Source organism: uncultured Limnohabitans sp., assembly GCF_937889215.1.
GTDB lineage: Bacteria > Pseudomonadota > Gammaproteobacteria > Burkholderiales > Burkholderiaceae_C > Limnohabitans_A.
Window position 1 is genome coordinate 1 of the sequence record NZ_CALBEX010000202.1, and the last position, 3,296, is coordinate 3,296.

The following is a 3,296-nucleotide window of genomic DNA, read 5'->3' on the forward strand; positions in this document are numbered from 1 at the left end:
GAGCAATTCAGGCGGGATCAACGCATTTTGCGAGGCCAGCGTGAGCAACACAAAACCGAACTCTCCTGCTTGCGCCAAATACAAGCCAGTGCGCAGTGCCACCCCGTTGGTGGCACCGGTCAATTTGGCCAAGACGGTGACCAACACCAACTTGAAAACCACGGGCAAAAGGGTCAGCACCAGCACCAACGGCCAGCGCTCGACCACAATGTGCCAGTCGAGCATCATGCCGATGGTGATGAAAAACAGGCCCAACAACACATCGTGAAAAGGCCGAATGTCCAACTCCACTTGGTGCTTGTATTCGGTTTCCGAAATCAGCATGCCCGCGATGAACGCCCCCAGCGCCAGGCTCAGCCCAGCCAGCTCGGTGATCCATGCCAGCCCCAAGGTAACCAGCAACAAGTTCAGCACAAAAAGCTCTTCGCTCTTGCGCCGAGCCACCAAGGTCAGCCACCAGCGCATCACGCGCTGGCCGCCGCTGAGAAGCAAGGTGATCAGTACCACCGCTTTGGCCCCAGCCAGCAACAATGCGGTGAACATTTCTTCGGCTGGTGCGCTCAGGGCCGGGATCATCACGATCAACGGCACCACGGCCAGATCCTGAAACAGCAAGACCCCCATCACGCGTTTGCCGTGTTCCGACTCCAGCTCCAGCCGGTCGGCCACCAGCTTGACCACGATGGCCGTGCTGCTCATGGCCATGGCACTGGACAAAGCCAAGGCAGTTTGCCATTCCATCTTCCACAGGCTGGGCGCCATGCTGGCCAAAAGCAAGGACCCTATGGTCACGACGACCAGTGTCAACACCACTTGCAGCAAGCCCAATCCGAACACATGTTTGCGCATGGAGCGCAGTTTGGGCAGGTTGAACTCGAGCCCGATCACGAACATCAAAAACACCACGCCGAATTCGGCCAAGTGTTTCACGCCTTCTGAATTTTGGGCCAGCGCGAGGGCATTCGGGCCAATCACGACCCCCACTGCCAGATAGCCCAACATGGGGGGCAACTTGAGCATGCGGCAGCCCACCACCCCCAAGACGGCGGCCAGCAAATACAGCAAAGTCAGTTCCAAAGCACCCATGCTGAGATGGTACCAAGGCCGGGTGACAAGCCAGCCGATAAAATGACCCTTATGGCCTTCCAACCCAACCAAATCCTGCAACTTGCCCGTGAAACCCTGGAGATCGAAGCTGCCGCCTTGCTCCAACTCAAGGAAAGGCTGGATGAGCGGTTCGTCAAAGCCGTGGGCATGGTGCTGGCTGTGCAGGGCCGCGTGGTCGTGACCGGCATGGGCAAAAGCGGGCACATCGGCCGCAAGATCGCCGCCACGTTGGCCTCCACCGGCACACCGGCCATGTTTGTGCACCCCGGCGAGGCCAGTCATGGCGACCTGGGCATGATCAAAACAGTCGATCTGGTGTTGGCCATCTCCAACAGCGGCGAAAGTGACGAACTGGTTGCCATCCTGCCCGTCCTCAAACGCCAAGGCGTGCCTTTGATCGCCCTGACCGGTGGCCTGTCGTCTTCGCTGGCGCGCCATGCCGATGTGGTGCTCGATTGCTCGGTTGACAAAGAAGCCTGCCCCCTCAACCTGGCCCCGACGGCCAGCACCACGGCCCAGCTCGCCATGGGCGATGCTTTGGCGGTGGCCCTGCTGGATGCCCGAGGTTTCAAACCCGAAGACTTTGCCCGTTCACACCCCGGTGGCTCTTTGGGGCGCAAGCTGCTCACGCATGTGAGCGATGTGATGCGCAAGGGCGGTGATGTGCCGCAAGTCGGGCCCGATGCCGAATTCACCACGCTGATGCGCGAGATGAGCAGCAAAGGCTTGGGTGCCACCTCGATCACCGATGCCGATGGCCGGGTGTTGGGCGTGTTCACCGATGGCGATTTGCGCCGACTGATCGAAAAAGGCGTGGACCTGCGCGCCCTTAAAGCGCGTGACGTGATGCACCCCGATCCGCGCACCATACGCGTGGACGCCTTGGCTGTTGAAGCGGCCGAGATGATGGAGCTGCAACGCATCACCAGCATCTTGGTGGTCGACGAGTCGGGCGTTTTGTGTGGCGCCATCAACTCCAACGACCTGATGCGGGCCAAGGTGATCTGACATGCAAGCCCTCACCCCTGCGCTGAATTACCCGCCCGAATTGCTGCTGCAAGCCCAAGGCATTCGCGTGGCGTTTTTCGACATCGATGGCGTTTTGACCGATGGCGGCTTGTACTTTTCCGAGACAGGCGAAAGCCTCAAGCGCTTCAACACCTTGGACGGCCAAGGCCTCAAACTTTTGCAAAAAGCCGGCATCACCCCCGTGGTCATTACCGGCCGCGACTCTGCCCCTTTGCGGCTGCGCCTCAAAGCCCTTGGCATCACCCACGCCCGCTTTGGCACCGAAGACAAGCGACCGGCTGCCGAAGCCTTCTTGCGCGAGCTGAATCTGGACTGGGCGCACGCCGCAGCCATCGGCGACGACTGGCCCGATTTGCCGGTCATGCAGCGGGCCGCTTTTGCCTGCGCACCCGCCAATGCCCATGCCCAGGTCAAAGCCATCGCCCACCACACCACCGCAGAGCGTGGCGGTGAAGGCGCGGGCCGCGCTTTTTGTGATGTCTTGTTGGTCGCCGGTGGGCATTACGCCACTTTGTTGGCCCAAGTGGGCGTCAACGATCACCCGGGTGCCTCTGCATGAACGTGCTGATGCATGTGCGTCGGACTTTGGACCGGCTGACGATTTACCTGCCCCTGATCTTGTTTGCCTTTTTGGCATTGGGCAGTTGGTGGTTGGTGCGCAGCATGCCCGAGTTGTTGCCTCCGGGCATCGACAAACAGCTTCGGCAGGACCCCGATTACCGGTTGGTGCAATTCACCGTGAAATCATTTGACGCCTCTGGGCACATGACCCGCGAGGTCAGTGGGCAAAGTGCCACGCATTACCCGGCCACCAAGGCGCTGCACATTGAAGATGTGCGTATTTTTTTCGAAAACGATGTCGGCACCCGCCTCAATGCGCAAGCCCAAAAAGGCATTTCCCTTGAAGCTGAACAGCAAGTGATCCTGAGCGGTAACGCTGTCGCGGTTCGGACCGCCGATGCCCAAGGGCCCCGCATGACCTTGCAGGGTGAAGCCCTGACCGTGCTGCTGAAAGAAGAGCGCATGATCTCCAGCCTGCCGATCCGGATCACACGCGGCCGAGATGTGTTCACGGCGCAAACCATGAACTTGGACACCCGTGGCGGTCAATATGAACTCAAAGGGCGTGTGAAGTCTGTGTTGGCACCAGGGGGCCGCCA

Annotated in this window: 4 protein-coding genes; 3 read left to right on the forward strand and 1 reads right to left on the reverse strand. The window is 60.1% G+C overall.

The genetic code is table 11. The features are described 5' to 3' along the window. Window positions 1–1,086, reverse strand: a 1,086-nt coding sequence (locus Q0341_RS05210) for a monovalent cation:proton antiporter-2 (CPA2) family protein (RefSeq protein ID WP_299511018.1), incomplete at its 3' end; no start/stop codon positions are given. A 51-nt stretch (window positions 1,087–1,137) separates the two neighbouring features. Here Q0341_RS05210 and Q0341_RS05215 point away from each other — a divergent pair. From Q0341_RS05215 to lptC, 3 genes are all read left to right on the forward strand, one after another. Further along, window positions 1,138–2,115 carry a KpsF/GutQ family sugar-phosphate isomerase gene (locus tag Q0341_RS05215; protein ID WP_299511019.1) on the forward strand — a complete coding sequence of 326 codons (978 nt, stop codon included), beginning with the start codon at window positions 1,138–1,140 and terminating at the stop codon, window positions 2,113–2,115. Between the two features lies 1 nt (window position 2,116). After that, window positions 2,117–2,695 carry an HAD hydrolase family protein gene (locus tag Q0341_RS05220; protein WP_299511020.1) on the forward strand — a complete coding sequence of 193 codons (579 nt, stop codon included), beginning with the start codon at window positions 2,117–2,119 and terminating at the stop codon, window positions 2,693–2,695. Next, on the forward strand, window positions 2,692–3,296 hold a 605-nt coding region (lptC, locus tag Q0341_RS05225), incomplete at its 3' end, for an LPS export ABC transporter periplasmic protein LptC (protein WP_299511021.1). The genes Q0341_RS05220 and lptC, both read left to right, overlap by 4 nt.